Origin of the sequence: Variovorax stachyos (genome assembly GCF_051400855.1) — a bacterium.
Lineage (GTDB): Bacteria > Pseudomonadota > Gammaproteobacteria > Burkholderiales > Burkholderiaceae_C > Variovorax.
Window position 1 is genome coordinate 150,823 of record NZ_JBLFFN010000012.1, and the last position, 26,180, is coordinate 177,002.

Annotated in this window: 32 protein-coding genes and 1 tRNA gene; 8 read left to right on the forward strand and 25 right to left on the reverse strand. The window is 67.1% G+C overall.

Going from position 1 to position 26,180, the window contains the following annotated elements; all coding sequences use genetic code 11:
- Positions 1 to 6: 6 nt before the first annotated feature.
- The 3 genes from ACMGEZ_RS21000 to ACMGEZ_RS21010 are packed head-to-tail and all read left to right on the forward strand — an operon-like array spanning position 7 to position 2,039.
- On the forward strand, positions 7 to 1,023 hold the full coding sequence (locus ACMGEZ_RS21000; protein ID WP_436824208.1) for a hypothetical protein: 1,017 nt from the start codon (positions 7 to 9) through the stop codon (positions 1,021 to 1,023).
- A 37-nt stretch (positions 1,024 to 1,060) separates the two neighbouring features.
- Positions 1,061 to 1,816 (forward strand): cell division protein ZapD, encoded by a 756-nt coding sequence (zapD, locus tag ACMGEZ_RS21005; protein WP_436824209.1) that lies wholly within the window; start codon positions 1,061 to 1,063, stop codon positions 1,814 to 1,816.
- 7 nt (positions 1,817 to 1,823) lie between these two features.
- Positions 1,824 to 2,039: a DNA gyrase inhibitor YacG gene (locus ACMGEZ_RS21010; RefSeq protein ID WP_436824210.1), complete on the forward strand. Its 216-nt coding sequence runs from the start codon at positions 1,824 to 1,826 to the stop codon at positions 2,037 to 2,039.
- Here the strand turns inward: ACMGEZ_RS21010 and ACMGEZ_RS21015 are convergent.
- The 4 genes from ACMGEZ_RS21015 to secA are packed head-to-tail and all read right to left on the reverse strand — an operon-like array spanning position 2,033 to position 7,372.
- Positions 2,033 to 2,458, reverse strand: coding sequence for an NUDIX domain-containing protein (locus ACMGEZ_RS21015; protein ID WP_436824211.1), 426 nt, complete (start codon positions 2,456 to 2,458; stop codon positions 2,033 to 2,035). The genes ACMGEZ_RS21010 and ACMGEZ_RS21015 overlap by 7 nt on opposite strands.
- An 8-nt stretch (positions 2,459 to 2,466) precedes the next feature.
- Positions 2,467 to 3,336: an ATP-binding protein gene (locus ACMGEZ_RS21020; RefSeq protein ID WP_436824212.1), complete on the reverse strand. Its 870-nt coding sequence runs from the start codon at positions 3,334 to 3,336 to the stop codon at positions 2,467 to 2,469.
- A complete protein-coding gene (gene argJ, locus ACMGEZ_RS21025) occupies positions 3,333 to 4,562 on the reverse strand; it encodes a bifunctional glutamate N-acetyltransferase/amino-acid acetyltransferase ArgJ (protein ID WP_436824213.1) in 1,230 nt (409 codons plus the stop codon). Before argJ ends, ACMGEZ_RS21020 begins: the two co-directional genes overlap by 4 nt.
- A gap of 23 nt (positions 4,563 to 4,585) precedes the next feature.
- Complete coding sequence (gene secA / locus ACMGEZ_RS21030; RefSeq protein ID WP_436824214.1) at positions 4,586 to 7,372, reverse strand: preprotein translocase subunit SecA; 2,787 nt, start codon at positions 7,370 to 7,372, stop codon at positions 4,586 to 4,588.
- A 176-nt stretch (positions 7,373 to 7,548) separates the two neighbouring features.
- On the opposite strand from secA, the gene ACMGEZ_RS21035 reads away from it, so the two are divergent.
- Genes ACMGEZ_RS21035 through ACMGEZ_RS21045 form a run of 3 tightly spaced genes read left to right on the forward strand, consistent with a single transcriptional unit; the run spans position 7,549 to position 9,559 of the window.
- Entirely contained in the window at positions 7,549 to 7,854 is a 306-nt protein-coding gene (locus tag ACMGEZ_RS21035) for a hypothetical protein (protein WP_436824215.1), read from the forward strand.
- 11 nt (positions 7,855 to 7,865) lie between these two features.
- The gene (locus ACMGEZ_RS21040) at positions 7,866 to 8,699 is read left to right on the forward strand and encodes an alpha/beta hydrolase (protein ID WP_436824216.1); all 834 of its coding nucleotides are present in this window, start codon (positions 7,866 to 7,868) and stop codon (positions 8,697 to 8,699) included.
- Between the two features lie 26 nt (positions 8,700 to 8,725).
- Entirely contained in the window at positions 8,726 to 9,559 is an 834-nt protein-coding gene (locus tag ACMGEZ_RS21045) for a hypothetical protein (RefSeq protein WP_436824217.1), read from the forward strand.
- Here the strand turns inward: ACMGEZ_RS21045 and ACMGEZ_RS21050 are convergent.
- The 10 genes from ACMGEZ_RS21050 to petA form a co-directional block, all read right to left on the reverse strand.
- Entirely contained in the window at positions 9,450 to 10,109 is a 660-nt protein-coding gene (locus ACMGEZ_RS21050) for a hypothetical protein (protein WP_436824218.1), read from the reverse strand. The two genes, ACMGEZ_RS21045 and ACMGEZ_RS21050, sit on opposite strands and share 110 nt — an antisense overlap.
- 35 nt (positions 10,110 to 10,144) lie before the next feature.
- The gene (locus tag ACMGEZ_RS21055) at positions 10,145 to 10,924 is read right to left on the reverse strand and encodes a DUF899 domain-containing protein (protein ID WP_436824219.1); all 780 of its coding nucleotides are present in this window, start codon (positions 10,922 to 10,924) and stop codon (positions 10,145 to 10,147) included.
- Entirely contained in the window at positions 10,921 to 11,616 is a 696-nt protein-coding gene (locus ACMGEZ_RS21060) for a Vgb family protein (protein ID WP_436824220.1), read from the reverse strand. The genes ACMGEZ_RS21055 and ACMGEZ_RS21060 overlap by 4 nt, the downstream gene beginning before the upstream one ends.
- Positions 11,617 to 11,662: 46 nt before the next feature.
- Positions 11,663 to 12,883 (reverse strand): helix-turn-helix domain-containing protein, encoded by a 1,221-nt coding sequence (locus ACMGEZ_RS21065; RefSeq protein WP_436824221.1) that lies wholly within the window; start codon positions 12,881 to 12,883, stop codon positions 11,663 to 11,665.
- 123 nt (positions 12,884 to 13,006) lie between these two features.
- Positions 13,007 to 13,082, reverse strand: a tRNA-Thr gene (locus ACMGEZ_RS21070).
- Between the two features lie 61 nt (positions 13,083 to 13,143).
- Positions 13,144 to 13,719 (reverse strand): ClpXP protease specificity-enhancing factor, encoded by a 576-nt coding sequence (locus ACMGEZ_RS21075; RefSeq protein ID WP_436824222.1) that lies wholly within the window; start codon positions 13,717 to 13,719, stop codon positions 13,144 to 13,146.
- A gap of 27 nt (positions 13,720 to 13,746) precedes the next feature.
- A complete protein-coding gene (locus tag ACMGEZ_RS21080; RefSeq protein ID WP_068684852.1) occupies positions 13,747 to 14,358 on the reverse strand; it encodes a glutathione S-transferase N-terminal domain-containing protein in 612 nt (203 codons plus the stop codon).
- Positions 14,359 to 14,454: 96 nt separating this feature from the next.
- Positions 14,455 to 15,210, reverse strand: coding sequence for a cytochrome c1 (locus tag ACMGEZ_RS21085; RefSeq protein WP_436824223.1), 756 nt, complete (start codon positions 15,208 to 15,210; stop codon positions 14,455 to 14,457).
- A 23-nt stretch (positions 15,211 to 15,233) separates the two neighbouring features.
- Positions 15,234 to 16,634, reverse strand: coding sequence for a cytochrome b (locus ACMGEZ_RS21090; protein ID WP_436824224.1), 1,401 nt, complete (start codon positions 16,632 to 16,634; stop codon positions 15,234 to 15,236).
- 13 nt (positions 16,635 to 16,647) lie between these two features.
- Positions 16,648 to 17,262 (reverse strand): ubiquinol-cytochrome c reductase iron-sulfur subunit, encoded by a 615-nt coding sequence (gene petA / locus ACMGEZ_RS21095; protein WP_436824225.1) that lies wholly within the window; start codon positions 17,260 to 17,262, stop codon positions 16,648 to 16,650.
- Positions 17,263 to 17,417: 155 nt separating this feature from the next.
- On the opposite strand from petA, the gene mscL reads away from it, so the two are divergent.
- A complete protein-coding gene (mscL, locus tag ACMGEZ_RS21100; protein WP_436824226.1) occupies positions 17,418 to 17,843 on the forward strand; it encodes a large conductance mechanosensitive channel protein MscL in 426 nt (141 codons plus the stop codon).
- On the opposite strand, the gene pdxA is transcribed toward mscL, so the two are convergent.
- Together pdxA and ACMGEZ_RS21110 are read right to left on the reverse strand one after the other, a co-directional pair.
- On the reverse strand, positions 17,830 to 18,876 hold the full coding sequence (gene pdxA, locus ACMGEZ_RS21105) for a 4-hydroxythreonine-4-phosphate dehydrogenase PdxA (RefSeq protein ID WP_436824227.1): 1,047 nt from the start codon (positions 18,874 to 18,876) through the stop codon (positions 17,830 to 17,832). The two genes, mscL and pdxA, sit on opposite strands and share 14 nt — an antisense overlap.
- Positions 18,873 to 19,649 carry a Nif3-like dinuclear metal center hexameric protein gene (locus ACMGEZ_RS21110; RefSeq protein WP_436824228.1) on the reverse strand — a complete coding sequence of 259 codons (777 nt, stop codon included), beginning with the start codon at positions 19,647 to 19,649 and terminating at the stop codon, positions 18,873 to 18,875. The genes pdxA and ACMGEZ_RS21110 overlap by 4 nt, the downstream gene beginning before the upstream one ends.
- Positions 19,650 to 19,880: 231 nt before the next feature.
- Between ACMGEZ_RS21110 and ACMGEZ_RS21115 the strand changes: the two genes are divergently transcribed.
- On the forward strand, positions 19,881 to 21,029 hold the full coding sequence (locus tag ACMGEZ_RS21115; protein WP_436824229.1) for a S1C family serine protease: 1,149 nt from the start codon (positions 19,881 to 19,883) through the stop codon (positions 21,027 to 21,029).
- A 15-nt stretch (positions 21,030 to 21,044) separates the two neighbouring features.
- On the opposite strand, the gene tatC is transcribed toward ACMGEZ_RS21115, so the two are convergent.
- The 9 genes from tatC to ACMGEZ_RS21160 form a co-directional block, all read right to left on the reverse strand.
- A complete protein-coding gene (tatC, locus tag ACMGEZ_RS21120) occupies positions 21,045 to 21,845 on the reverse strand; it encodes a twin-arginine translocase subunit TatC (RefSeq protein WP_436824230.1) in 801 nt (266 codons plus the stop codon).
- A 65-nt stretch (positions 21,846 to 21,910) separates the two neighbouring features.
- Complete coding sequence (gene tatB, locus ACMGEZ_RS21125) at positions 21,911 to 22,369, reverse strand: Sec-independent protein translocase protein TatB (RefSeq protein WP_436824231.1); 459 nt, start codon at positions 22,367 to 22,369, stop codon at positions 21,911 to 21,913.
- A gap of 4 nt (positions 22,370 to 22,373) precedes the next feature.
- On the reverse strand, positions 22,374 to 22,613 hold the full coding sequence (gene tatA, locus ACMGEZ_RS21130) for a Sec-independent protein translocase subunit TatA (protein WP_068684832.1): 240 nt from the start codon (positions 22,611 to 22,613) through the stop codon (positions 22,374 to 22,376).
- 69 nt (positions 22,614 to 22,682) lie between these two features.
- Positions 22,683 to 23,042, reverse strand: a complete 360-nt coding sequence (locus ACMGEZ_RS21135; protein ID WP_162585447.1) for a histidine triad nucleotide-binding protein — start codon at positions 23,040 to 23,042, stop codon at positions 22,683 to 22,685.
- On the reverse strand, positions 23,032 to 23,421 hold the full coding sequence (locus tag ACMGEZ_RS21140; protein ID WP_436824232.1) for a DUF4870 family protein: 390 nt from the start codon (positions 23,419 to 23,421) through the stop codon (positions 23,032 to 23,034). Before ACMGEZ_RS21140 ends, ACMGEZ_RS21135 begins: the two co-directional genes overlap by 11 nt.
- 14 nt (positions 23,422 to 23,435) lie before the next feature.
- Positions 23,436 to 23,825: a phosphoribosyl-ATP diphosphatase gene (locus ACMGEZ_RS21145; RefSeq protein WP_436824233.1), complete on the reverse strand. Its 390-nt coding sequence runs from the start codon at positions 23,823 to 23,825 to the stop codon at positions 23,436 to 23,438.
- Positions 23,822 to 24,223 (reverse strand): phosphoribosyl-AMP cyclohydrolase, encoded by a 402-nt coding sequence (gene hisI / locus ACMGEZ_RS21150; protein WP_436824245.1) that lies wholly within the window; start codon positions 24,221 to 24,223, stop codon positions 23,822 to 23,824. The genes ACMGEZ_RS21145 and hisI overlap by 4 nt, the downstream gene beginning before the upstream one ends.
- Positions 24,224 to 24,284: 61 nt before the next feature.
- On the reverse strand, positions 24,285 to 25,064 hold the full coding sequence (gene hisF, locus ACMGEZ_RS21155) for an imidazole glycerol phosphate synthase subunit HisF (protein WP_436824234.1): 780 nt from the start codon (positions 25,062 to 25,064) through the stop codon (positions 24,285 to 24,287).
- Between the two features lie 23 nt (positions 25,065 to 25,087).
- Entirely contained in the window at positions 25,088 to 25,930 is an 843-nt protein-coding gene (locus ACMGEZ_RS21160; RefSeq protein WP_436824235.1) for a D-hexose-6-phosphate mutarotase, read from the reverse strand.
- Between the last annotated feature and the right edge of the window lie 250 nt (positions 25,931 to 26,180).

The following is a 26,180-nucleotide window of genomic DNA, read 5'->3' on the forward strand; positions in this document are numbered from 1 at the left end:
AGCGACATGACGCTCGCAAAAGTCTGGCTCCGCATCTTCGTCACCGGCTATGTGATCGTGTTCGCGATGTGGCTCGTCTCGCTGACCCTGCTCCCGCCCTATGGCGACCTGACGCGCATCGGTCACCTGCCCGAAGAAGATTTCGGCTGGACCAAGCCGGCGCCGACGGTCGATCCGGCCTACCTGAAGGCGGCGCCGGTGGCCGAGGCCGACATCCTGGTCATCGGCGACAGCTTCTCGATGACCCTCTACTGGCAGGCTTCGCTGGTGAAGGCAGGCTACCGCGTCGCGACCACCTACTGGGGCCAGTACGGCACGGTGATGTGCAAGGATTTCGACCAGTGGATCCAGCGCGCCGGCTTCAAGGGCAAGCTGATCATCTTCGAAAGCGTGGAGCGCCTGCTCGACGAGCGCACGGTGGACGGCCAGACCTGCGACAAGGTCGTCAAGCCCTTCGAGTCGAAGCTCGAGCCCTTCGTCAAGCCGGCCGAGCTTCCTGGCCCCGATGCCCTGCCCAACTGGACCGCGCGCTTCGATACCGGCCCCGAGGCCTACTACAACGCGTGGCGCGCGAAGAGGTCGAACGTCGATCTCCTGTTCAACAAGAACACCTGGGTCCGGTCCTTGCCGGGAGGCTGCCAGTACTTCTCCCATCGCGAATGCAACAAGCTGCCGGTCTTCGTCGATGACGAAGGCAACGGCCCGCTGACCACCGGCACCCTGGAGCGCATCAAGACCTTTGCCGCCCGGCACCCGGCCATCCCGCAGCTGTGGATGGTGATCCCCAACAAGAACACGGTCTACCTCAGGCCCGAGTTCTCGAAAGACTTCGTCAACGGCTTTGTCGAGGCCAAGCTCGGGCCGGACCTCTACGCCTTCTCTCGCGAGAAGAGCGCGCAGATCCAGGACTTCTATTTCTCGAACGACACGCACCTGTCCATGCATGGGCAGATCGCGCTGGGCGAGCACATGCTGGCCGTCGTACGTGAAGTGCTGCCTGTCCCACAGGCGAAGGCACCGTGAGAGGCTTATCATCCCGCGACGGGCACCCCACACAGACGTGATCCTCTACGAATACCCCTTCAACGAGCGCATCCGGACCTACCTGCGGCTCGAGCACCTGTTTCGCCGCCTCGGCGAGCTGGTACCTGCCGACTCGCCGTTGTCCCACCACTACGCGCTGGTCACGATCTTCGAGATCATGGATGTGGCCGCGCGCGCCGACCTCAAGGCCGACGTGATGCGGGATCTGGACAAGCACAAGAACGTCTTCAACGGCTACCGCGGCAATCCCGCGATCTCCGAAGCGGTGCTGGACCAGATCGTCGCCAAGCTCGAGAGCAATTTCGCGACGCTCAACTCCATTCCCGGCAAGGCTGGCCAGGCGCTGACCGAGAACGAGTGGCTGATGAGCATCCGCAGCCGCGCCAGCATTCCCGGCGGCACCTGCGAGTTCGATCTGCCCGCCTATTACGCCTGGCAGCACCGGCAGCCGCATGAGCGCCGCGCCGACCTGGAACGGTGGTCTTCGACGCTCGCCCCGCTGGCCGAATCGATCTACCTGCTGCTGAAGCTGCTGCGCGATGCCGACGTGCCCTACAAGGTGATCGCCACCGGCGGGCAGTTCCAGCAGACGCTGCCACAGGGCCGGAGCTTCCAGCTGCTGCGGCTGCGCATCGACCCGCGGCTGGGCCTCATCCCGGAGATCAGCGGCAATCGACTGATGGTGTCGGTGCGGCTGATGCGGCACGAGGCCGACGACCGCCTGCACCAGAGCACGGAAGACACCCCTTTCGAGCTCACGCTCTGCGCTTGAGGCCGCCATGACGACGAGCAAGAAGACGGCCGCTGGCGAGCGCATCGTGCGCTGTCCGGCCTGCGGCAACGACAGCGTCTACGGGCCCAGCAACCCCTACCGCCCCTTCTGCAGCGCCCGCTGCAAGGGCATCGACCTCGGCGCCTGGGCCACCGAGGAGTTCCGCATGCCGGCGGAGGCCCCGCCCGACGACGAGGCCTTCGGCGACCCCAAGCTTCAGTAGGCCGGGCCGGGCAGTCCCCGTTCCTGCGCCAGCCAGTCCAGCACCGGCAACGCGCCCGGCAGCACCGGCGTCACCGACAGCGGCAGCTGCTGCCAGCGCATGGCCTGGCCTTCGCGCATCTCGAACTTCCCCTGCCACGCGCGCACCTTGCACCAGTGCAGGCGCACCAGCGCGTGCGGGTAGTCGTGCTCGGTGGTCTTCCAGACCTCGGCGGCATCGATGGTGATGCCCAGCTCCTCGTGCAGTTCGCGCCGCAGCGCCTGCTCGATGGACTCGCCGCTCTCGATCTTGCCGCCCGGGAATTCCCAGTAGCCGGCGTAGGGCTTGCCCTCCGGGCGGGTCGACAGCAGCAGCGCGTCGTCTTCCTCGCGGATCAGGATGCCGACGGCCACCTCGGTGTGCTTGCGTTCGTCCGCCATTGCCGCGCTCAGTGCCGCCCGGCGTAGTCGCGCGCGAACTGGTAGGCCACGCGGCCACTGCGGGAGCCGCGCTCCAGCGCCCACACCAGGGCCTCGGCACGAGCGCCTTCGATGGTCTTCGCATCGGCGCCGAAAGAGGACAGCCACTGCGCGACGATCGCGAGGTACTCGTTCTGGCTGAAAGGGTAGAAGCTCACCCACAGCCCGAAGCGCTCCGACAGCGAAATCTTCTCCTCGATCACCTCGCCCGGGTGCACCTCGCCATCCTCGGTGTGGGTGTAGCTGAGGTTGTCCTTCATGTACTCCGGCAGCAGGTGGCGCCGGTTGCTGGTCGCGTAGATCAGCACGTTGGGCGTGGCCGCGGCCACCGAGCCGTCGAGGATGGACTTGAGCGCCTTGTAGCCCGGCTCGCCCTCGTCGAAGCTCAGGTCGTCGCTGAAGACGATGAACTTCTCGGGTCGCTGCGACACCACCTCGACGATGTCGGGCAGGTCGGTCAACTCTGCCTTGTCGACCTCGATCAGGCGCAAGCCCTGGGGCGCATAGGCGTGAAGGCAGGCGCGGATCAGCGAGGACTTGCCGGTGCCGCGGGCGCCGGTCAGCAGCACGTTGTTGGCCGGCTTGCCCTCGACGAACTGGCGCGTGTTGCGTTCGATCTTTTCTTTCTGGACGTCGATTTCCTTCAGCGCTTCGAGCGGCATGGGCGCCAGGTGGCGCACCGGCTCCAGCGTGCCATGGCCCGAGCTGCGGCGGCGGTAGCGCCAGGCGATCGAGGCGTTCCAGTCGGCGGGCGCGGCGAGCGGCTGGGGAAGGATGGATTCGATGCGGCCGATCAACTGCTCGGCGCGTTCGATCAGGCGTTCGAACTTCTCATTCATGACCTGTAGTCGGCGTTGATCGACACGTAGTCGTGGCTGAGGTCGCAGGTCCACACCGTGTCGGCGGCTTCGCCGCGGCCCAGCGCGATGCGCACGGTGATCTCGCTCTGCTTCATCACGCGCTGGCCGTCTTCCTCGCGATAGCCCGGATTGCGCCCGCCCTTGACGGCCACGTGCACGTCGTCGAGGTAGAGATCGATGCCGGTCTGGTCCAGGTCGGCGATGCCCGCGTAGCCGACCGCCGCCAGGATGCGCCCGAGGTTGGGGTCGCTGGCATAGAAAGCGGTCTTGACCAGCGGCGAATGCGCGACCGCGTAAGCCACCTGCCGGCATTCGGCGGCGTCGCGGCCGCCCTCCACGCGCACGGTGATGAACTTGGTCGCACCCTCGCCGTCGCGCACGATGGCCTGGGCCAGCTGGCGGGCGACCGCCTGCATGGCTTCGACCAGCGTGCGCCCGTCGGCCGAATCGAGCGAATCGATGGCGGCATGCGCAGCCTTCTGTGTGGCGATCACCACGAAGGAGTCGTTGGTGGAGGTGTCGCCGTCGATGGTCACGCGGTTGAATGAAGCGTCGGCCAGCACCTTGGCCAGCGGCTGAATCAGCGCCGGTGCGATCTTTGCGTCGGTCGCCATGAATCCCAGCATGGTCGCCATGTTGGGCCGGATCATCCCGGCGCCCTTGCTGATGCCGGTGACGGTGACGGTCGCGCCGCCGATCTGCACCTGCCGGCTGAAGGCCTTGGGCACGGTGTCGGTGGTCATGATGCCTTCGGCGGCCCGCGCCCAGTGGCCGGGCTGCGCATCGGCCAGCGCAGCCGGCAGGCCGGCCTCGATGCGGTCGATAGGCAGCGGCTCCATGATCACCCCCGTCGAGAAGGGCAGGATCTGCTCGGGCGCGACCTCGAGCTTGCGGGCCAGCGCGATGCAGGTGGCGCGGGTGCGCGCCAGCCCGTCTTCGCCGGTGCCGGCATTCGCGTTGCCGGTGTTGATCAGCATCGCGCGGATGCCGAAGTCCTTCTGCAGATGCTCGCGGCAGACCTGGACCGGCGCGGCGCAGAAGCGGTTTTGCGTGAACACGCCGCCGACCGCGGCGCCTTCGTCGATCAGCACGACCGTCAGGTCCTTGCGGTTGGCCTTGCGCACGCCCGCTTCGGCCACGCCGATGCGGATGCCGGGCACCGCGTGCAGCGCGGCCGGATCGGGAGCGGAGAGATTCACGGGCATGGGATGTCCCTCGAGGATGCGGCTCAGCTGAGCTTGCCGTGGCAGTGCTTGAATTTCTTGCCGCTGCCGCAGGGGCACGGATCGTTGCGGCCCACGCGCGCGAAGGCGGCTGCGCCGGCCGGCAGGCTGCCGGTGGCGATCGCTGCCAGGCGGCGCTGGCTTTCCTCGTCGACGCGGACCTCCACCTCGCCGGTCTCCGTCGGCGCGCTGTAGGTGATGTTGGCCAGGTTCTCGCCACGGCTTTCCATCGCCTCGGCGGCCTGCTCCAATTGCTCGCTGGACTGCACGCGAACCGTCATCAGCTGGCGGGTGACTTCGTTCTTGACCGAATCCAGCAGCTGGCCGAAGAGCTCGAAGGCCTCCCGCTTGTATTCCTGCTTGGGCTGCTTCTGCGCGTAGCCGCGCAGGTGGATACCCTGGCGCAGGTAGTCCAGCGACGCCAGGTGCTCGCGCCAGTGGGTGTCGATGCTCTGTAGCAGCACCATGCGCTCGAACTGCGTGAAGTTCTCCTGCCCGATCAGGGCCACCTTGGCGTCGAAGGCCTCGTTGGCCGCGGCGATCACCCGCTCGACGATGTCCTCGTCGCTCATCGCGGTGGCGGCTTCCACTTCCTTCTGCAGCGGGATGTCGATGCCCCAGTCGCTCGCGAGCGTCTTCTCGAGGCCCTCCAGGTCCCACTGCTCCTCGACCGATTCGGCCGGCACGTACTGACGGACCAGGTCGGTGAAGCAGCCTTCGCGCAGGGCCGCGATCTGCGCCGTGAGATCGGCGGCATCGAGGATGTCGTTGCGCTGCTGGTAGATCACCTTGCGCTGGTCGTTCGAGACGTCGTCGTACTCGAGCAGCTGCTTGCGGATGTCGAAGTTGCGCGCCTCCACCTTGCGCTGCGCGCTCTCGATGCTGCGGGTGACGATGCCGGCCTCGATCGCCTCGCCGTCCGGCATCTTGAGGCGATCCATGATGGCCTTGACGCGGTCGCCCGCGAAGATGCGCATCAGCGGGTCGTCCAGGCTCAGGTAGAAGCGCGAGGAGCCGGGGTCGCCCTGGCGGCCCGAGCGGCCACGCAGCTGGTTGTCGATGCGCCGCGATTCATGGCGCTCGGTGGCGATGATGCGCAGGCCGCCGACCGATTTGATGAACTCGTGGTCCCTCTCCCAATCGGCGCGCATGCGCGCGATCTCGGACGCCTTGGTGGCCGGGTCCATCACCTCGTCGATCTCGACCGCCTCGATTGCTTTTTCGACGTTGCCGCCGAGCACGATGTCGGTGCCGCGACCGGCCATGTTGGTCGCGATGGTGATCATCTTGGTCCGGCCCGCCTGCGCCACGATCTCGGCCTCGCGCGCATGCTGCTTGGCGTTGAGGACCTGGTGGGGCAGGCCGGCCTTGTTGAGCAGGTCGTCGATGATCTCGGAGTTCTCGATGGACGAGGTGCCCACCAGCACCGGCTGGCCGCGCTCGTAGCACTCGCGGATGTCCTGGATCGCAGCCTCGTATTTCTCGCGCGTAGTCTTGTAGACGCGGTCGAGCTGGTCCTCGCGCTTGCTCGGGCGGTTGGGCGGGATGATCACGGTCTCCAGGCCGTAGATCTCCTGGAACTCGTAGGCCTCGGTGTCGGCGGTGCCGGTCATGCCCGCCAGCTTGGCGTAGAGGCGGAAGTAGTTCTGGAAGGTGATCGAGGCGAGGGTCTGGTTCTCGGCCTGGATCTCCACGCCTTCCTTGGCTTCCACGGCCTGGTGCAGGCCGTCGCTCCAGCGCCGGCCGGTCATCAGGCGGCCGGTGAACTCGTCGACGATCACCACCTCGCCCTGCTGCACCACGTAGTGCTGGTCGCGGTGGTAGAGATGCCGCGCGCGCAGCGCCGCATTGAGGTGGTGCATCAGCGTGATGTTGGCCGGGTCGTAGAGCGAAGCGCCCTCGGGCAGCAGCTTGAACTCGGAGAGGACCCGCTCGGCCTTCTCATGGCCGTCCTCGGTCAGGAACACCTGGTGCGTCTTCTCGTCGACCGTGAAGTCGCCCGACTTGGTCACGCCCTCGCCGGTGCGCGGATCGGCTTCGCCTTCCTGGCGGGTGAGCAGCGGCACGACCTTGTTGATCGCCAGATAGAGGTCGGTGTGGTCCTCGGCCTGGCCGCTGATGATCAGCGGGGTGCGCGCCTCGTCGATCAGGATCGAGTCCACCTCGTCGACGATGGCGTAGTTCAGCCCGCGCTGCACGCGGTCCCGCGTCTCGTACACCATGTTGTCGCGCAGGTAGTCGAAGCCGTACTCGTTGTTGGTGCCGTACGTGATGTCGCTGCCGTAGGCCTCCTGCTTCTCCTCGCGCGGCATCTGCGGCAGGTTGATGCCGACCGTGAGCCCGAGGAAGTTGTAGAGGCGGCCCATCCAGCGGGCGTCGCGATTGGCGAGGTAGTCGTTCACCGTCACCACGTGCACGCCCTTGCCGGTCAGCGCATTCAGGTACACCGGCAGCGTGGCAGTGAGGGTCTTGCCCTCGCCGGTGCGCATCTCGGCGATCTTGCCGAAATGCAGCGCCATGCCGCCCAGCAGCTGCACGTCGAAGTGGCGCATCTTCATCACGCGCTTGGAGCCCTCGCGCACGACGGCGAAGGCTTCGGGCAGCAGGTCGTCCAGGGTCTCGCCGCCTCCCAGCCGGTCCTTGAACTCCTGGGTCTTGTCACGCAGTGCGTCGTCGCTGAGCTTCTCGAGAGTCGGCTCGAGCGCATTGATGCGATCGACAGTCTTGCGGTACTGCTTGAGGAGCCGGTCGTTGCGACTGCCGAAGATCTGGGTCAGGAAATTGGTGGCCATGCGAGCGGGTCGACAGCGACCCCATGGCATGCGGGTCCGCGACCGAAATTCCTAAGAAAGTGAAAGCAGGTGGGCGCGCCTGGCGCAAAATCAACACGCCAAATGGGACGGACCCCGCCGGCACGAGTGCCGGCAAACCGGGCATTTTAGCCGCGTTGCCATTTCAGCACCTTGTCATGAACCGTCGTCTCCACCCCCTCACCCTGCAGCAAGCCGCCGAGGATTCGCCCACGCTGGCGAGCCTGATGGCGCGCGCGCGCGACGCCTCGGAACGGCTCCAGGCCATTCAGGAACTGATCCCGCCCGAGATGCGCTCCGCCGTCCAGGCCGGGCCCGTCGACGGCAACAGCTGGTGCCTGCTGGTGCGAGGCAGCGCCGCGGCGGCCAAGCTGCGGCAGCTGGTGCCTGCGCTCCAGGCGCGGCTGAAATCAAAGGGCTGGGCCGACGTCACCCTGCGCCTGAAGGTCCACGGCCGCCACTGAGAAGCAAAACCTTGTCATCCAGAGCCTTTCGCATAGCACTCTCGGCTTCGGCTGCTGCCATCGGCAGCATCGCGGCTTACTGGACCCTCCTGGCGATGCGCCAAGGGCACATCCTCTTCAACGCCCGCAAGCACCCCGTCGTCCACCTGTCCGACGACTTTTCCACCTACTCCCATACCGTGCCGGGCGGCATGGTGCGCGGCTACATCTATCACCCCCATGGCGAGGAAGCGCTGCAGGACCTGTTCATCTACTTCGCGGGCCGCGGCGAGGATGTTCGCGCCACGGCGCAGGCGCTGCACTGGCTTCCGGAAGGCTTCGGGTTCGCGGCGATCAACTACCGCGGGGTCGCCGACTCCGAGGGGCATCCGTCCGAGCTGGCCTCCGTGCAGGACGCGAGCCAGTTTGCCAATCACTTGCGACGGGCCATCCCGCACGCACGCCTGCACGTCGTCGGCCGAAGCCTGGGAACTGGAGTAGCGATCCAGCTGGTGGCGCGGCAGGAGTTCTCGAGCCTGCAGCTGGTCACGCCCTACGACTCGATGCTGGAGGTCGCGAAGAAGCGCTTCCCGCTCGTTCCGCTTTCGCTGTTGCTGCGGCACCAGTTCAATTCCCTGACGCACTGCAAGGAAGTCGCCGCGAAGACCCAGGTCCTCCTGGCCGAGCGGGACGATGTCGTGCTGCCGGAGCGCTCGCAGAAGCTCATCGCGGCCTGGCCGACGCCCGTCAGCGTGCAGACGATCACCGGCTCCGACCACCACAACATCATGGGCCTCGAGGCGACCTGGCTCCACCTCGTCGATTTCGCCTTGACGGCCATCCTCCCCGAGCCGAAGGCGGCATGAGATGAGCACGGTGCGGGAGTTCCACCATGGTTCTGCCATCCCTCTCACATCGCGAATGGGCGCTGCTGGTCTTCTTCGCCGCGCTGTTGGTGACCGCCTTCGCGGGGCCTGCACTCCCGCCTCCTGAACTGGGCGGCGCGCCCTTTGCCGACCGCCGCGCCTGGCACGGACTGCCGAACGCGATGGACGTGCTGAGCAACCTGCCCTTCGCCGCGGTCGGCATCTGGGGCCTGCTCCAGCTGCGCCGGCTCGACCGGGCGCGGGAAGCCGCTCCGGACGCCATGGCGGCGCCATCGGCAGGGCCCGACAACGCACTCGACTGCGCCCGGATGTTCTTCGCAGGACTGATCCTCACCGCCGCGGGGTCGGCCTTCTATCACCTGGATCCCGAGCCCCTGAGGCTGGCCGCGGATCGTGCCGGCATGGCCGCCGCGTTCGCCGGCATCGTGGGCGTGGCGGTCTGCGACCGGGTGAGTTCACGCGCTGGCCGGCCGGCGGCCTGGCTCACGCTGGCCGGCGGGTGGCTTGCGGTGGCCGCCTCCCTCGAGACGGGCAACGTGCTGCCGTGGGGGCTGGTCCAGTTCGGCGGGATGGCAGTGCTCCTGACGCTGGCGTTCGCCAAACCGATCGGCAGCGGTATCGGATTCAAGCCAGCTTGGGTGATCTTTCTCTACGGCCTGGCGAAGCTGTTCGAGCTGTGGGACCACGCCATCTTCGAGGCGACGCACGAACTGGTATCGGGTCACACCCTCAAGCATCTGGCTGCAGCGCTCGCGGCCCTTCCCGTGCTGCATGCGGTTCGGGTGATGGGAAGGCAGATCCTGCGACAGGATTCGGGTACAGCCGCGATGACGGCCTGAGGAGCCAGCGGGCGCCGGCGTCGAAGCTGCGGCAGATTCCGGTGGCGATGACGCCGGTGACAGCGAGCATCGCCGCGGTGTGGATGGCGACGGCCGCGAGCGCCAGCATCAGCGAGTCCGAAGTGCTGATTTCCGGGGTCGACGCATCTCCCAGGCAGAGCGGGACCAGCGCCGGCACCAGCATCAATCCGGCGCCGTGCGCGCTGGACATCATGAAGGACCAGAGGGCCAGCCCGGCGTGCCCCGCCGGCGCGCGCGCCCTCTGCGGCATGCGGCCCCACAGGTGAAGCAGCGCCACGACGATCAGCAGGCCGCCGGCCACGGCTTGCAGCAGCACGCGGTCCATCGACAGCCCGAGTGCCACCGCGGCAGCTACCAGCGCGACCGAGGCGGCGTGCCCGAGGGCAATCGGCACCAGGGCCCACGCCGCCCGTGACCGATCGCGCGAACGCACGCCCCACGCGGCGGCCCACATCCAGCCGGTGGCGGGGTTCAGCCCATGAAGGGCGCCGACCCCCGCGATCACCAGCCATGGCCAGAGGCTTCCCATGACATGTGTTCCAGCTCGGGCTGCGCAGGCTTGCTTCAGTCGTGGACGCAGCAGGCGTGGGCCACCGGCTTCGCGCGCGGTGCCGGGTCGTAGCGATCGTGGTGGCGCACCCACTCCATCTTGTTGTCCACATCACGCTCGCCGCGGCCTTTCGGCGTGAGATCGAGCATGGCGTAGGTGCCCATCATCACCTCCACCCCGCGCCCGTAGGTCGAGTAGGTGTGGAAGATGCGGCCGGCCTCGTCCTTGTAGAACACGCTGATGCCGGGCCATTCCTCCGATGCGAAAGGCCACTCGCCGTAGTTGTAGTGGAGCGTGCCCTTGGCCACTTCCTCCGGCGTGAAGGTGACGCCGAAGTCGCGGTTGAAGTCGGTGCCATGCGAGGACACCCATTTGAACTGCCAGCCCATGCGTCGACGAAAGCGCTCGATCTCCGCCAGCGGCGCGCGCGAGATGGCCACGAAGGTGACGTCGCGATGCGCCAGGTGCACTTTCATGCCGTCGGTGTGGTCGGCCATGAACGAGCAGCTCGGGCAGCCTTGCTCCCACCCCGGCGCGAGCATGAAGTGCTGCACAAGCAACTGGTGGCGGCCTTCGAACAGCTCGGCGAGCGTGCGCCGGCCTTCGGGGGCGTCGAAGGCGTAGTCCTTCTCGACGCGTTCCCACGGCAGCGCGCGGCGCTCGCGGGCAATCTGGTCGCGCAGGCGCGTGAGTTCCTTTTCGCGCGCCAGCAGGGCCCTGCGCTCGGCGATCCACCGGCCCTTCGACACGACGGGATGGTCCGGTGTGCTTGTCTCAAGAACGGGTGTGTTCACGACGTGCTCCTTTCGCGGCTCGACGCACCTCTGGGGCGCCGCACGGCGCGGACCTTTCCGCTCCCTCCGCCGCCCGCATAGAAGAGGTCCGCCCCATCGGACTCGAGCCCGCTGACGCCGGTACCCCGCGGCATCTCCAGCCGCTCGATGACCTCGCCGCTTTGCGGATCGATCCGGCGGATGTCGCTGTCGTCCCCTTCCCAGGTCCCATGCCACAGCTCGCCATCGACCCAGGTCACGCCGGTGACGAAGCGGTTGGACTCGATGGTGCGAATGACCGCGCCGGTCGCGGGATCGATCTGGTGGATCTTGCGATCGCGGTACTGGCCCACCCACAGGCTGCCCTCGGCCCACGTGAGCCCCGAGTCGCCCCCGTTGCCCGGCGCCGGGATCGACGCGACCACCTGGCCGGTGGCCGGATCGATCTTGTCGATGCGCGATTCGGCAATCTGGTAGAGGTGCGTCCCGTCGAAGGCGGTACCGGCGTCGCCGACACAGGCCAGGGCGCGCGTGGTCTGGCCGCTCTCCGGATCGAACGCGATCAGACCGGCGCTGGTGGCAGCCCAGACGCGCTGGCCGTCGTGAGTCACGCCGTGCACGCTTTCGGCGCCGGCGAAGGGCCCGTACTCGCGCACGATCTCGGCCGCATGCACCGCGGCCTGGGGTCTCTTCTTGAGGGTCTTGCTGATCACCGCCTGCTCCTTGTGATGCGCCTCGGATTGGCGCCTGGAGTCAACTCTAGTCAAGCGCGAGCGCAGCGGGGAGTAACAAGATCGTCGTGAATCCGGCCATCGGCGGCGACAGCCAGCGCTGCGCCCGGGCCCGACCGATCGAGCGCACCCGACCCTCTGCCTCGAGCTCGGCGAGTGCGCGCTGAACGGTGCGCTGGCTGGCCCCCAAGGCCAATGCCAAAGCCGACGTCGACCACGCCGCGCCGTCGGAAAGCAGCGCCGCCAGCGAAGCCTGCTCGCCATCGATGGGCGGCGCCAGCACGACGACGGTGCGCTCATCGCGCGGCCTCAGGACGAAGCCCCGCGCGGTGGCCTCGATGCGGGCCAGCGCCGTGACGAGCGCGCGCAGACGGCCGATCTCGACCCGCAGGCGCGCTCGATGCGTCTCGTCGGGATCGCGGGTGCGGAATGCGCACGCGATCAAGGCTTCCCGATCGACATCGCCAGGCCACGCCTCGGCCAGCGCGCGCGCCAATGCGAACAGCACCGGCCGCCGCGCCAGCGGCCGCCACTGCGCATCGATACCCAGGCCGCGGCGGCAGGCGTCGACCACCAGGGCACCGGAGTTCAGGAGCGCCGCAACCTCGTCGAGGCGCAGCGGCTGCTCGCCGCCGGCGCCGAGGCGCCGGGCGGCCGGACGATCGAGCAAGGCGCGCGCCTCCCCCACCTCGGCCAGGAGCGCCGGCACGCGTGCGCGATGGGCCGCCTCGTGCGCGCGGGCGAGCGCCGCCCGGGCGGCGTCGATGCGCAGCGATCGCAGCGCGAGCTCGGCCTCGGTCAACGCGGCCACTGCCTCCAGCGAGGGCGGCTGGGCTCGCGCATCGAGCGCTGCCAGCGCGGCCGCAGCCTCTTCCAGGTGGCCGAGCAGCAGCAGCCGGCGCGCCGCGATCAGCCGCGCCTGCAGTGCGTTGGCATGGTCGCCGCGCGCCTCGAGCGTGGCCGACGCCGTCGCCAGCAGGCGCGGCGAGCCGCCGAGGTCGCGCATGGCGAGCGCCACTTCGGCCTCGGCAACGATGCAGCGGGCACGCGCCAGTTCCTCGTGGGCGCCGAAGGCGCGCGCGGCGCCGCGCAGGAGTTCGCGGGCGCGCGCGTGCTCGCCGAGCTGCGCCATGGCGATGCCGCGCAACGCCAGCGCCGGCGGGTCACCGCGCAGGGCGACGCGCTTGAGGGCACCGAGCGCATCGCCGGCGGCAAGAGCGCGCGCGGAGGCGGCGATCAGGGAGTCCATGGCGACAGGCTACCGCAGCGCGGGGGCGTCGCTGCGCGCCCGTGCTTCAGGCGCGGACCGGCGTGACAGGCGCGGCGGGCGCCTGACTGGCCGACGGCCTTTTCCGGACGGGAGGATGTTCGATGGTGCCGCTTGTCGGAATCGAACTGACGACCTACCGCTTACAAGGCGGTTGCTCTACCAACTGAGCTAAAGCGGCATCGGAATGGGCGTTGATTCTAATGGCGCCACCGCGCGCGCCGTCCCCGTTGCTTCTGCGGCTACTTGATGCGCTTCAGTGAAGGACGCGAACCGCCCGCGCCCGGCGGCCGCGGCGGATCTTCCGGGTCTGGCGACGTGGATGCCGTCGTTGTTGCCGCAGCGTCCTCGGTCGCACTTTCACCGCTGATCAGGTGCACCACCTTGCCGGCATCGGCTTCCGCGCCGCGCGACGCATCGCGCAACGGCATGCGCGCCGGGGTCGCTGCCGGACCGGCCTGTGTCCCGCCGGCATCGGCCGGCGCCGCCGTGGGAGCGGGCGCTGGAAAGGCCATGCCCTGGCCGTTCTCGCGCGCATAGATCGCGATCACGCGGCCCACCGGCACGCTGATCTCGCGCGCGGTGCCGGCGAATCGGGCCTTGAACTCGATGAAGTCGTTGCCCAGCTTGAGCGAGCTGGTCGCATCGAAGCTGATGTTCAACACGATCTCGCCGTTCTTCACATACTCGCGCGGCACCTGCACGGTGTCGTCGACTTGCACCGCCACGTAGGGGGTGAAGCCGTTGTCCGTGCACCATTCGTACAGCGCCCGGATCAGGTACGGGCGGGTCGAAGAGGACTCCAGCGCATTGATCATGGAAAAAGCAGCAGCAGCGTTTGGCGTTTACTTGCGCATGACCTTTTCGGACGGCGTCAGCGCTTCGATGTAGGCCGGGCGCGAGAAGATGCGCTCAGCGTACTTCAGGAGCGGTGCCGCGTTCTTGCTCAGGTCGATGCCATAGTAATCCAGGCGCCAAAGCAGCGGCGCAATGGCGACATCGAGCATCGAGAAATTGTCGCCGAGCATGTATTTGTTCTTGAGGAACACCGGCGCGAGCTGGGTCAGGCGGTCGCGGATGTGCGAGCGGGCCTTTTCCAGCGCTTTCTCGTTGCCCTTGGCGCTGCGGTTCTCGAGCGTCGAAACATGGACGAAGAGCTCCTTCTCGAAATTGAGCAGGAACAGGCGCACGCGGGCGCGGTCGACCGGGTCGCCGGGCATCAGCTGAGGATGCGGGAAGCGCTCGTCGATGTACTCGTTGATGATGTTCGACTCGTACAGGATCAGGTCGCGCTCGACCAGGATGGGGACCTGGCCGTACGGGTTCATCACGCTGATGTCCTCGGGCTTGTTGTAGAGATCCACGTCGCGGATCTCGAAGTCCATGCCTTTTTCGAACAGCACGAAGCGGCAACGATGGGAGAAGGGGCAGGTCGTTCCTGAATACAAGACCATCATGGCTTAAGGCTCCTAAAAACTAAAAAGAGTGGATTGCCCTCGGCAACCCACTCCGCAAGGACGCGTGCCCGCAAAAGCCGGGCCGCGTTCCCTCTGTTACTTCACGTCTTTCCAATACGAGGCATTGAGACGCCACACGAAGACCAGCGCCATGACCAGGAACAGCAGGACCCAGACGCCGACACGGATGCGGGTGTTCTGCGCCGGCTCGGCCATCCACTGCATATAGGCCACGAGATCGCCAACTGCCTGGTCGTACTGAAGCGGCGTCATGGTGCCGGGCGCGACCTGCTCCCATCCCTTGAACACCTCGGCCGTGTGGCCATGGGACTCGACCTTGTCGAAGACCGGGCGGCGATCGCCCTGCAGCTCCCACAGCACGTGGGGCATGCCGACGCTCGGGAACACCAGGTTGTTCCAGCCGGTCGCCTTGGTGTCGTCGCGGTAGAAGGTGCGCAGGTAGGTGTAGAGGTAGTCGGCCCCGGTGCCGCCGTGGCCGGCACGCGAGCGGGCGACCAGGGTCAGGTCGGGCGGAACGCCGCCGAACCAGGCCTTGGCCTGGGCCGGGTCGAGGTTGGCCTTCATGGTCTCGCCGACCTTGTCGGTCGTGAACAGCAGGTTGTCCTTGATCTGCTGCTCGGTGATGCCGATGTCCTGCAGCCGGTTGTAGCGCATGAACGCTGCCGAATGGCAGTTGAGGCAGTAGTTGACGAACAGCTTGGCGCCGTTCTGCAAAGCCGCGAGGTCGTTGGTCTTGTTCGGTGCCTTGTCCCAGGCGATGCCGCCCTCGGCGGCATGCGCGCCGGTCACGATGCCGAGCGCTGCGATCAACGTGAGGATCAGTTTCTTCATCATTGTTGTGTGCTCCGGCTGTCTCAGTGCGCGTGGAAGGTCACGCGCTCGGGCACCGGCTTGAATTCGCCGAGGCGGCTCCACCACGGCATCAGCAGGAAGAAACCGAAATAGAAGAGCGTACCGACCTGCGACACGCGCTCGCCGATCGGCGAAGGCGGCTGGACGCCCAGGTAGGCCAGGACCACGAAGTTGATGACGAACAGCCCGTAGAGGTACCAGTGCCAGCCTGGACGGTAGCGGATCGAGCGCACCGGGCTGTGGTCCAGCCAGGGCAGGAAGAACAGGATGATGACAGCGCCGCCCATCACGACCACGCCCCAGAACTTGGCGTCGATCGACAGCATCATGGCGGCGACGCCGACGGCGACGATCACGATGACCGCCTTGAAGATCGCGGCGAGCCGCGCCTTCCAGACGCCGAAGGCGGCGGCCGCAATCACGCAGGCGATCAGCGCATACATCATCTCGCTGGTGATGGCGCGCAGCATCGAATAGTAGGGCGTGAAGTACCAGACCGGCGCGATGTGGTTCGGCGTCTTCAGCGAATCGGCGGGGATGAAGTTGTTGTACTCCAGGAAGTAGCCGCCGGCCTCGGGCGCGAAGAAGATCACGGCCGAGAAGATGGTGAGGAACACCACCACGCCGAAGATGTCATGCACCGTGTAGTACGGGTGCGAGGGGATGCCGTCCAGCGGATGGCCGTCGGGGCCGCGCTTGGCCTTGATCTCGATGCCGTCCGGGTTGTTCGAACCCACCTCGTGCAGCGCGATCAGGTGCGCCACCACCAGGCCCAGCAGCACCAGCGGCACCGCGATGACGTGGAAGCTGAAGAAGCGGTTGAGCGTGGCGTCGCTCACCACGTAGTCGCCGCGGATCAGCAGCGCCAGGTCGGGGCCGATGAAGGGGATCGCGGAGAACAGGTTCACGATCACCTGTGCGCCCCAGTAGCTCATCTGGCCCCAGGGCAGCAGGTAGCCCATGAAGGCCTCGGCCATCAGGCAGAGGAAGATGGCGCAGCCGAAGATCCAGATCAGCTCGCGCGGCTTGCGGTAGCTGCCGTAGATCAGGCCGCGGAACATGTGCAGGTACACGACGATGAAGAAGGCCGAGGCGCCCGTCGAGTGCATGTAGCGGATCAGCCAGCCCCAGGGCACGTCGCGCATGATGTACTCGACGGAGGCGAAGGCCAGCGCCGCATCGGGCTTGTAGTGCATCACGAGGAAGATGCCGGTCACGATCTGGATCACGAGGACCAGCATGGCCAGCGAGCCGAAGATGTACCAGAAGTTGAAGTTCTTCGGCGCGTAGTACTGGCCCCACTGGTCGTTCCACAGCTTGGTCAGCGGGAAGCGGTTGTCGACCCAGTTCAGCAGCTTTTCGCCTGCGGGGGCGTTGGGCGAGATTTCCTTGAATTCAGCCATGTTCCTTTGCTCCTCAGGCCTTCTTGTCTTCGCCGATCAGAAGGCGCGTGTCGGAGAGGTACATGTGCGGCGGCACCGGCAGGTTGTCGGGCGCGGGCTTGTTCTTGAAGACGCGGCCGGCCAGGTCGAAGGTAGAACCATGGCAGGGGCAGAGGAAGCCGCCGTGCCAGTCGTCGGGCAGCGACGGCTGCGGGCCGGCCTGGAGCTTGTCGATGGGCGAGCAGCCGAGGTGGGTGCAGATGCCGACGACCACGAGGACGTCGGGCCTGATCGAGCGGTTCTCGTTGCGCGCGTACTCTGGGGTGAACTCGTCGGGGTTGCGCTTGGATTGCGGATCGGCGAGCTGGCCATCGAGCTTGGGCAGCTCGGCGAGCTGGGCCGCAGAGCGCTTGAGGATCCACACCGGCTTGCCGCGCCATTCGACAGTCAGCTTCTCGCCGGGCTGCAGACCACCGATATCGACCTCGACCGGGGCACCGGCGGCCTTGGCTTTTTCCGAAGGCTGGAAGGTGCTGACGAACGGGATGGCGGTGGCCACTCCGCCCACTGCGCCGGCACAGCCTGATGCGATCAACCACGTCCGCTTGCTGCTGTCGATCCGCTGGCGGCCGACGGAGATGTCACTCATGGGGGTCCTCAGTCTTCTTCGATGGGGGCTTGGGTCAACCGACGATTGTAGCGGAGCGTCACAAGCGAATTCAACGCGAGCGCAAGGCGTGGCCGCAGAGCAAGTGGCCCTCTATACTGCCGCGGTCCAACAACAAGCGCGCGAGGTCATCCCCCATGAGTTTCTTGAAGGAATTTCGCGAGTTCGCCGTCAAGGGCAACGTGGTCGACCTCGCGGTCGGCGTGATCATCGGCGCCGCCTTCGGCAAGATCGTCGATTCCATCGTGAGCGACGTCATCATGCCGGTGGTGGGCCTCGTGTTCGGCAAGCTGGACTTCTCGAACCTCTACGTGGTGCTGGGCACGGCGCCACCCGGCGTTGCCAACAACCTGGCGGATCTCAAGAAGGCGGGCGTGCCTGTGCTCGCCTACGGCAACTTCATCACCATCGTGGTCAACTTCGTGATCCTCGCGTTCATCATCTTCTTGATGGTCAAGCAGATCAACAAGCTGCGTCGCAGGAACGAGGAATCACCGCCGGCCGGCCCCCCCGAAGACATCATGCTGCTGCGCGAGATCCGCGACAACCTCAAGCGCCCCTGAAGGCCAGCGCGCGCGCCATCCGGATCGCCTCGATCAGGCTGCTCGCGTCGGCCCGGCCGGTGCCCGCGATGTCGAATGCGGTGCCGTGATCGGGACTGGTGCGCACCAGCGGCAGTCCCAGCGTCACGTTCACGCCCTTCTCCACCCCAAGGTACTTGACCGGGATCAGGCCCTGGTCGTGATACATCGCGACCACCACGTCGAATTCGCCGGCGTGCTGCGCGGTGGCGCGAGCGCGCATGAAGACGGTGTCCGGCGCATGTGGCCCGTCGGCGGCGATGCCCTGGGCACGCGCGGCCGCGATGGCGGGCGCGATGATGTCGCGCTCCTCTGTCCCGAACAGCCCGCCCTCCCCCGCATGCGGATTGAGGCCGGCAACGCCGATCCTCGGCGCGCGCCCCAGCAGCGAGGACAGCGCGTCGTGCGCGATGCGCAGGGTCTGCAGCACGCCCTCGAAGCTGACGGCATCGATCGCCGCGCGCAAGGACATGTGGATGCTCACGAGCACGGTCCGCAGCTCGTCGTTGGCCAGCATCATGCGCACCGGGAGATCGGCCACGGGGCGGCCCAGGTGGGCTGCGGCCTCGGCCTGCAGCAGTTCGGTGTGACCCGGGAAGGCATAGCCCGCGGCGGCCAGCGCCTCCTTGTGCAGCGGCGCGGTCACGATCGCCGCCACCTCGCCGCGCAACGCGGCGCGCGCGGCCCAGACCACGCAGTCACCCGCGATGCGGCCGGCGAGCGCGCTGATCACGCCTGGCGCGATCGCTGCATCGGGCGGGCGCACCGCCTGCAGCACGGGAATGCAGCATGGCGGCACGGCGAGAGCCTCGGCCGGCGCCTCGATCAATGCAACCGGCAGCGGGAGCCGTCCCGGCGCCTCGAGCGCCTGCGCTGCCCCCCGGACGACTCCCAGGTCGCCAACGACGAAGCAGCCCCGCGTGAGCTCGGGCGCATCGCGAAAGGCACGCGCGATGATCTCCGGGCCGATGCCCGCGGGATCGCCCAAGGTGATGGCGAGGGCCTGGCTGTTCACGCCGGGTTGTCGATGTCGATGAACTCGTGCGCGAGGCCCAGCTGCGCGGCCACATGGGCCGCCACCGCGGGCGCGCCGTAGCGCTCGGTCGCATGGTGGCCGCAGGCCAGGAAGGCGACGCCCATCTCGCGCGCATAGTGGGCCTGCGGCTCCGAGATCTCGCCGGTGATGAAAGCATCGGCGCCGGCGGCGATTGCGGCCTCGAAATAGCCCTGCGCCCCGCCCGTGCACCAGGCGATGTTGCGGATCGGCCGCGACGCCGGCACGTCGACCAGCGTGATCTTCCTGCCGAGCGCCTTTTCCACATCCGCGGCCAATGCGCGGGCGTTGGCGAAGGTTTCGCCATTGCCGCGCGCGCCGAGGAAGCCGATCTCCTGCTCGCCGAAGCGTCCGGTCGCACCCGCGTGCGCGACCAGGCCCAGCTTCAGCCCGAGCTGGGCGTTGTTGCCGAGCTCGGGATGGGCGTCGAGCGGCAGGTGGTAGGCGAACAGGTTCACGTCGTCGCCGAGCAAGAGCCCCAGGCGCTGCTTCATCCAGCCGGTCACGCGGCCGTCCTGTCCGCGCCAGAACAGGCCGTGGTGGACGAAGATCGCGTCGGCCTCGGCAAGGATGGCGGCCTCGATCAGCGCGCGGCTCGCGGTCACGCCGGAGACGATCTTGCGCACCGAGGTACGGCCCTCGACCTGCAAGCCGTTGGGACCGTAGTCCTTGAAGCGCTCGGGCGCGAGCAGCAGGTCGAAGGCGTGCAATAGCTCGTGTCGGGTGGTGCTCATCGCGCCATTGTGGCCTCGCGGCGCCGCGACTTGAACGCCTGTTCGCCGCCATGCTGCCGCCGTGCTTCCGGACAGGCGCAGACATCAGTGTTTTCCCGGAGTAGACAGGACGAATCGGAATAGCCCCTCCTGGCTCATGTACAGCGGAACCGCCCAATCGTTGAGGGACAATGCGGCTCTTGAAGCCGGCTTCCCACGGCACCGCCACAACCTCTTCTCCCTTTCTCTTTCATGAAACGAACCTGGCTGCTGTTCGCCCAAGCCGTGACCGTGATGCTCGCGGCCTATTTCGTCGTCGCCACGCTCAAGCCCGAATGGATCGGCCGCCGCGCCACCTCGCTGGGTGGCGTGGTGTCGGTGGTCGAGGCACCGGCCTCCGGCCCCTCGGTGATCGCGCCGGGCAGCCTGAGCGCGGCGGCGAAGAAGGCCTCGCCGGCAGTGGTCAGCATCAACACCAGCAAGGCGGCGCGGCGCAGCCCCCGCAGCGACGACCCGTGGTTCCGCTTCTTCTTCGGCGACCAGGGCGACCAGCCGCAGATCGGGCTGGGCAGCGGCGTGATCGTCAGCAGCGATGGCTACATCCTCACCAACAACCACGTGGTGGAAGGAGCCGACGAGATCGACGTCACGCTCAACGACAGCCGCCACGCGCGCGGCAAGGTGATCGGCACCGACCCCGACACCGACCTGGCCGTGCTCAAGATCGAGCTCGACAAGCTGCCCGTGATCGTGCTGGGCAACTCGGACAACCTGCAGGTGGGCGACCAGGTGCTGGCCATCGGCAATCCCTTCGGCGTCGGCCAGACCGTGACCAGCGGCATCGTGTCGGCCCTGGGGCGCAACCAGCTGGGCATCAATACCTTCGAGAATTTCATTCAAACCGATGCCGCCATCAATCCCGGCAACTCGGGGGGCGCGCTGATCGACGTCAGCGGCAACCTCCAAGGCATCAACACCGCCATCTACTCGCGTTCGGGCGGCAGCATGGGCATCGGCTTCGCGATTCCGGTCTCGACGGCCAAGCAGGTACTGGAAGACATCGTCAGGGACGGCAAGGTGACGCGCGGCTGGATCGGCGTCGAGCCCAACGACCTCTCGCCGGAGCTGGCGGAAACCTTCGGCGTGAAGGCCAACAAGGGCGTGATCATCACCGGCGTGCTGCAGAACGGCCCGGCCGCGCGGGCGGGGCTGCGTCCCGGGGACGTGATCACCGGCGTCGGCGAGAAGCAGATCGGCAACGTGCAGGAGCTGCTGACGGCGGTTGCGGGCCTCAAGCCCGGCAACGCTGCGCGCTTCGCGCTTCAACGCGGCAGCGACAAGATGGAGCTGGACGTCACGCCGGGCCCGAGGCCCCGCGCACCGATGCGCCGGGCAGAGTAGGCCCGAGGCGGCTGCTCAGGGCTGCTGCGCCGAATCGGCGCTTTCCTCGGGCGCCTTGCTGTGCCTGACGAAGTAGCGCGCGGCCACGATGCCGACTTCGTAGAGCACACACATCGGGATCGCCAGCGCCAGCTGGGAAACCACATCGGGCGGCGTGAGCACCGCAGCCACCACGAAGGCCAGCACGATGAAATAGCCGCGGAAGTTCTTGAGCTTCTCGATGGTGACCATTTCGAAGCGCACCAGGAGCATGACGACGATCGGCACCTGGAAGGCGACGCCGAAGGCCAGGTAGAGCGACAGGATCGATTCCACATAAGAAGCGATGTCCGGCGTGGCCGCCACGCTGGCGGGCGTGAAGCCCTGGATGAAGCCGAACATCTTGTCCAGCACAAAGAACTGCACGAAGGCGATGCCGGCGTAAGCCAGAAAGCTGCCGAAGATGATCAACGGCAGCGCGAACTTCTTCTCGTGGCTGTAGAGACCCGGCGCGACGAACATCCAGGCTTGGTACATGAGCCATGGGAGCGTCAGCAGCACGGCTGCCATCATCAGCACCTTCAGCGGCACGAAGAAGGGCGAGAACACGCCCACCGCGATCAGCTTGGCGTCCGGCGGCATGTGGGCGCGGATCGGCACCGCGATGAGGTCGATCAACCCGCTAGGACCCGGCCAGATTGCAAGCAGGATGCCTGCGACCGCGAGCCCGTAAACGCAGTAGAGCAGGCGATCACGCAGCTCCATCAGGTGTGCGACGAAAGGCTGCTCGGTGCCGGCCAGCTCGTCGTCTTTGTTCTTGTCGGGGGAATCGGCCATGTGGGGGAGCGCTGCGGGCAAAGGTGGGAGGCGCGCTGCGCGCAGCCGGAACGAGCGGACGGCTCTCAGTCGATCTTGTGGGGACGGTAGCGTGCCACGCGCGCTGCACCCGAAAGTGCCCGGGTACGCACGCCGTTTCGTGCCTTGTACCACTGCGGCATCGCGCCCTGCTTCAGGCGCCATTTCTTGCGGGGATGCTTGTACTCGGGGTAGCTCGGGGTCGGCTCGGCCAACTCGGAGCTCGTCTGGCCGATGTCGGAGAACTGCTTCTCGAAGTCACTGGCACCGGTCTGGATGCTGTGCTCGACATCGCGGGCAGCGTCCTGGACCGTGTCCTTCATCTTGCGCAGCTCGTCCAGGTCCATCGAGCGGTTGACCTCGGCCTTGACGTCGTTCACGTAGCGCTGGGCCTTGCCCAGCAGCGTGCCGACCGTGCGCGCGACCCGGGGCAGCTTCTCAGGGCCGATCACGATCAGCGCGACCGCGCCGATCAATGCGATTTTCGAGATGCCGAGGTCGATCACGGAATCAGGACTTCTGGCGCGCTTCGACGTCGATGGTCGACTTGTCGGCGTTGGCGCCGTTGGCGCTCACCTGGGGATTGGGGGTGGCGGGCGTCTCGGTCGCCGAGCCGTCCTTCATGCCGTCCTTGAAGCCCTTGACCGCGCCGCCCAGGTCGGAACCCATGTTGCGCAGCTTCTTGGTGCCAAAGATCATCACCACGACGAGCAGCACGATCAGCCAGTGCCAGATGGAAAGTGAACCCATGGATTACTCCTGAAGAAGTGTCAGATTTTAGTCGGCGCGGGGGGCTGTCCCTCCGCGAAAGGGGGAATATCAACCCTTGAGCCAGGGGCGGGGGCCGCCCATGACGTGCACATGGAGATGCTGGACTTCCTGCCCGCCCTCGGCGCCCGTGTTGACGACGATTCGGAAGCCGCCCTGCGGGTAGGGGCGGCAGCCCTGCTCCAGGGCCAACTTGGGGGCCAGGGTCATGATCCTGCCGAGCAGCGCCGCATCGTCCGGCGTGACCTGGGCCATCGAGGGGATGTGGCGCTTGGGCACCAGCATGAAGTGCACGGGCGCCCAGGGCGCGATGTCGTGGAAGCCGAACAGTTCCTCGTCCTCGTAGACCTTGCGCGAGGGGATCTGGCCCGCGATGATTTTGCAGAAGATGCAGTTCGGATCAGAGGACATTCGAAGGCTCCATGGAACGGCCCGCATTCATGCGCACCATCCCCTTGACGATGCGATAGAGGAACCAAAGTGAAATCAGCGCCCAGGCGATCCAGCCGGGCAGCAGCAACAGCAGCCAGAGCCAGGAGGTCAGGATGTAGGCCAAGCCGGCCCACAGCACCGAGCGGATGCGCCAGCTGAAGTGCGACGCCTGCCAGCTGCCGGCCGCATCTTCGCGCTTCACCAGGTCGATCACCAGGGCGATCAGCAGCAGCGCGATCGAGGCCTGCGCGCCTGGCAGCACGGCGCCCACCGCCACCACCAGATGCAGGATGTAACTGATCCAGCCCCAGGTCTTGAGCGACGGAGCGGGTTCCACGGTCACGATGTCATTGGGCATGGCGTCTTCGGGTCTCAGTCGTTGGAAGATTCGCGGTCTTTGGCCTTGCGCAAGGCTTTCTCCTCGATCCCGCTGGTGCCCTCGCGCCTTTCGAGCTCGGCCACCACGTCGCGCGGGGAGAAGCCATAGTGCGCCAGGGCCACCATGCTGTGGAACCAGAGGTCGGCCACTTCGTTCACTATTTTCGTGCGCTCGCCGCCATGGTCCGCGTCCTTGGCGGCCATCACCACCTCGGTGGCCTCCTCGCCGATCTTCTTGAGGAAGGCGTCGGGGCCGCGGTGCAGCAGGCGCGCGACGTAGCTCTTCTCGGGATCGCCGCCTTGGGACGGCAGGCGGCTCTCTATCACTGCGGCCAGGCGGGCCAGTGCGTCTTCCATCGGGCGTTGCGGGGCGTCGGTGCTCATCTAGGCGAGGCAGAGTAGATCGTTGCAGGGTCTTTCAGGACAGGCTCGGTCACCGTCCACCGGCCGTTCTCGTACTTGCTGAAGAAGCAGCTGTGACGCCCCGTGTGGCAGGCAATGCCGGGCTCGTGGCCGGTCTGCGTGACCTCGAGCAGAAGCACGTCGTTGTCGCAGTCCATGCGGATCGAGTGCACGGTCTGCACATGGCCCGATTCTTCGCCCTTGAACCAGAGCTTGCCGCGCGAGCGGCTGAAGTACACGGCGCGTCCCAGCTCGGCCGTCTTTTCCAGGGCATCACGGTTCATCCACGCGAACATCAGCACGTCCTTGCTGCCGCGTTCCTGCGCGATCACCGGCACCAGGCCGCTCGCGTCCCATTTCACTTCGTCTAGCCAGTTCATGTCGGACATTGTCGGGGATTCACATGACGAAAGCCGGATGCAGGCGGATGTCCGCCTCCCCTCACATCCGCACGGGAATCCCGCGCGCGGCCATGCAGGCCTTGGCCTCGCCGACGGTGTATTCGCCGTAATGGAAGATGCTGGCCGCCAGCACCGCATCAGCGCCGCCGGTCTGGATGCCGTCGGCCAGGTCGTCCAGGCTACCGACGCCGCCGGAGGCGATCACCGGCACGCTCACCGCGTCGCTCACCGCCCGCGTGAGCGCGAGGTCGAAGCCGCTTTTGGTGCCGTCGCGGTCCATGCTGGTCAAGAGGATCTCGCCGGCGCCGCGGCGCGCCATCTCGACCGCCCACTGCACCGCGTCCAGGCCGGTGTTCTTGCGGCCGCCGTGGCTGTAGACGTCCCAGCCGGGGCCGCGCAGGCCTTCGTCCTCGGCGGAGCGCCGCTTGGCGTCGATCGCGACCACGATGCACTGGGCGCCGTACTTGCGCGAGGCGTCCTCGATGACCTGCGGATTGGCGATGGCGGCCGAGTTGAAGCTGGTCTTGTCGGCCCCCGCATTGAGCAGCCGGCGCACGTCTTCGACGGTGCGCACGCCGCCGCCGACGGTCAGCGGAATGAAGACCTGGGAGGCAACCGCCTCGATGATCGGCAGGATCAGGTCGCGGTCGTCGCTGGTGGCCGTGATGTCCAGGAAGGTCAGCTCGTCGGCGCCCTGGGCGTTGTAGCGTGCGGCAATCTCGACCGGATCGCCGGCGTCGCGCAGCTCGACGAAGTTGACGCCCTTGACCACGCGGCCGCCGGTCACGTCGAGGCACGGAATGATGCGCTTGGCAAGCATGGTGAGTTGGGTCGGAAAGGGGTTCAGAGGACGGTGAGCTGCTGCCAGCCTTGCCAGCTCCCGCCCGGCACCAGCAGCACGGGCTCGTCGATGCGCGCGGCCTCGACGCAGAGCATGTGGCGCCAGCCGTCGTCGGGCAGATCCTGGAGTTGGGCACTCAGCTCGGGGCCGGGATTCCAGACCACCGTCTCGGTGCAGCTCGCACTTTGCGCGATCTCGAGCGTGCCCGAAGGCTGCACCAGGTGCAGGGGCTTGGCGGGCGCCGTGTAGACGCTGTCGAATTCGGTGCCGAAGCGCAACACGGGCGCGAGGTCCACGTGGCGATCGTCGCGCACCGCATCCCAGCGGTTGGCGCCCTGCAGGCCTTCCAGCGACGCCTGGGCGATGTCGTCGACGCGCAGGTAGCTGTGCAGCGCGGCGGCAAAGGACCAGGGCGCGCCACCGGTGTTGTCGATGGCGAGCGCCACCCGCAGGGCGCGGGGCGCCAGGGTCACGGCCAGCTTGGCATGGAAGGCATGCGGCCAGATTGCCCGCGTGGCCTCGTCGTCGTGCAGCGAGAAAACAAGGGTGTCGGGCTTGCCGCCGGCGCCATCCGGCTCGGGCCGCCAAGCGACATTGCGCACGAAACCGTGCTTGGGCAGCGTTCCGCGCTGGTTGAACTGGGGCCAGCACACCGGCACGCCGCCACGGATCGCGCTCCGGCCATCGAAGCGCGCCTCCGGGCTGAGGTAGAGGCGCTCCACGCCATCCGCCGTGATCCAGGACAGCACATGGGCACCGTGCAGTGCTACCGTGCAGGCACTGCCGTCGGGCAGGGCGAGGCGCAATGCGGGCTGGCCATGGAAATCGAGCTCTTTGAGAGACATGGCCCCATTCTAGATTTGGCGTGTGACCGCCGAGGCCGCCGCGGCATGCTGATCTGGGGGAGCTAGCGCGATGCGTTCGTCATGCGTGTGAGGTGTCGCCAGCACTGAGCGCGTCAAGCGCGCCTTCGGCCTACCAGCGCACCCGCAGCCCCGCCGAGGCGTTGAGGTGCGATTTCACGCGCGTGTCTCCGCCGGAGGCCCACAGCTTGCCTACTTCGCCGTAGAGGCTGGTCGATTCGCTCAGTGACAG

Coding starts and splice junctions, on each gene's coding strand:
- ACMGEZ_RS21000 (WP_436824208.1), top strand. CDS start 7: ATGACGCTCGCAAAAGTCTGGCTCCGCATCTTCGTCACCGGCTATGTG.
- ACMGEZ_RS21010 (WP_436824210.1), top strand. CDS start 1,824: ATGACGACGAGCAAGAAGACGGCCGCTGGCGAGCGCATCGTGCGCTGT.
- ACMGEZ_RS21015 (WP_436824211.1), bottom strand. CDS start 2,458: ATGGCGGACGAACGCAAGCACACCGAGGTGGCCGTCGGCATCCTGATC.
- ACMGEZ_RS21020 (WP_436824212.1), bottom strand. CDS start 3,336: ATGAATGAGAAGTTCGAACGCCTGATCGAACGCGCCGAGCAGTTGATC.
- argJ (WP_436824213.1), bottom strand. CDS start 4,562: ATGCCCGTGAATCTCTCCGCTCCCGATCCGGCCGCGCTGCACGCGGTG.
- secA (WP_436824214.1), bottom strand. CDS start 7,372: ATGGCCACCAATTTCCTGACCCAGATCTTCGGCAGTCGCAACGACCGG.
- ACMGEZ_RS21035 (WP_436824215.1), top strand. CDS start 7,549: ATGAACCGTCGTCTCCACCCCCTCACCCTGCAGCAAGCCGCCGAGGAT.
- ACMGEZ_RS21045 (WP_436824217.1), top strand. CDS start 8,726: ATGGTTCTGCCATCCCTCTCACATCGCGAATGGGCGCTGCTGGTCTTC.
- ACMGEZ_RS21050 (WP_436824218.1), bottom strand. CDS start 10,109: ATGGGAAGCCTCTGGCCATGGCTGGTGATCGCGGGGGTCGGCGCCCTT.
- ACMGEZ_RS21065 (WP_436824221.1), bottom strand. CDS start 12,883: ATGGACTCCCTGATCGCCGCCTCCGCGCGCGCTCTTGCCGCCGGCGAT.
- ACMGEZ_RS21075 (WP_436824222.1), bottom strand. CDS start 13,719: ATGATCAATGCGCTGGAGTCCTCTTCGACCCGCCCGTACCTGATCCGG.
- ACMGEZ_RS21080 (WP_068684852.1), bottom strand. CDS start 14,358: ATGATGGTCTTGTATTCAGGAACGACCTGCCCCTTCTCCCATCGTTGC.
- ACMGEZ_RS21085 (WP_436824223.1), bottom strand. CDS start 15,210: ATGAAGAAACTGATCCTCACGTTGATCGCAGCGCTCGGCATCGTGACC.
- ACMGEZ_RS21090 (WP_436824224.1), bottom strand. CDS start 16,634: ATGGCTGAATTCAAGGAAATCTCGCCCAACGCCCCCGCAGGCGAAAAG.
- petA (WP_436824225.1), bottom strand. CDS start 17,262: ATGAGTGACATCTCCGTCGGCCGCCAGCGGATCGACAGCAGCAAGCGG.
- mscL (WP_436824226.1), top strand. CDS start 17,418: ATGAGTTTCTTGAAGGAATTTCGCGAGTTCGCCGTCAAGGGCAACGTG.
- ACMGEZ_RS21110 (WP_436824228.1), bottom strand. CDS start 19,649: ATGAGCACCACCCGACACGAGCTATTGCACGCCTTCGACCTGCTGCTC.
- ACMGEZ_RS21115 (WP_436824229.1), top strand. CDS start 19,881: ATGAAACGAACCTGGCTGCTGTTCGCCCAAGCCGTGACCGTGATGCTC.
- tatC (WP_436824230.1), bottom strand. CDS start 21,845: ATGGCCGATTCCCCCGACAAGAACAAAGACGACGAGCTGGCCGGCACC.
- tatA (WP_068684832.1), bottom strand. CDS start 22,613: ATGGGTTCACTTTCCATCTGGCACTGGCTGATCGTGCTGCTCGTCGTG.
- ACMGEZ_RS21135 (WP_162585447.1), bottom strand. CDS start 23,042: ATGTCCTCTGATCCGAACTGCATCTTCTGCAAAATCATCGCGGGCCAG.
- ACMGEZ_RS21140 (WP_436824232.1), bottom strand. CDS start 23,421: ATGCCCAATGACATCGTGACCGTGGAACCCGCTCCGTCGCTCAAGACC.
- ACMGEZ_RS21145 (WP_436824233.1), bottom strand. CDS start 23,825: ATGAGCACCGACGCCCCGCAACGCCCGATGGAAGACGCACTGGCCCGC.
- hisI (WP_436824245.1), bottom strand. CDS start 24,223: ATGAACTGGCTAGACGAAGTGAAATGGGACGCGAGCGGCCTGGTGCCG.
- hisF (WP_436824234.1), bottom strand. CDS start 25,064: ATGCTTGCCAAGCGCATCATTCCGTGCCTCGACGTGACCGGCGGCCGC.
- ACMGEZ_RS21160 (WP_436824235.1), bottom strand. CDS start 25,930: ATGTCTCTCAAAGAGCTCGATTTCCATGGCCAGCCCGCATTGCGCCTC.